Source organism: Pseudoalteromonas fuliginea, assembly GCF_000690055.1.
In the GTDB taxonomy this organism is placed as follows: Bacteria; Pseudomonadota; Gammaproteobacteria; order Enterobacterales; family Alteromonadaceae; genus Pseudoalteromonas; species Pseudoalteromonas fuliginea.
The window spans coordinates 1-311 of the sequence record NZ_JJNZ01000278.1 but is presented as its reverse complement, the minus strand read 5'-3'; the positions used below and the strand labels follow the sequence as shown (position 1 = coordinate 311).

At 34.7% G+C, this 311-nt stretch carries 1 protein-coding gene; it reads left to right on the top strand.

Going from position 1 to position 311, the window contains the following annotated elements; genetic code table 11:
- Positions 1–89: 89 nt before the first annotated feature.
- On the top strand, positions 90–311 hold a 222-nt coding region (locus DC53_RS22860; RefSeq protein ID WP_033032796.1), incomplete at its 3' end, for a hypothetical protein.

Genomic DNA, 311 nt, shown 5'->3' with positions numbered 1-311 from the left:
ATAATGTATATGGTGGAATGCTTTCTGCAATGGGCAACAAGGCCTAATAATTAGGATTTATTATTAACTAAACAAAAAGACTAATTAATATGGCAGGAGGAAAATTAACCCCTAGGCAAAAGATGATTAACCTGATGTATTTGGTTTTCATCGCAATGTTGGCACTAAATATGTCCAAAGAGGTACTATCCGCTTTTGGATTGATGAATGTGCAGTTTGAATCTGCTAATACACAAGCTAAAAAAACAAATGGGGAGCTTTATGATGTTCTTGCTTTAAAAGCAAGTGAATCTTCAGCTCAATATGGAGAG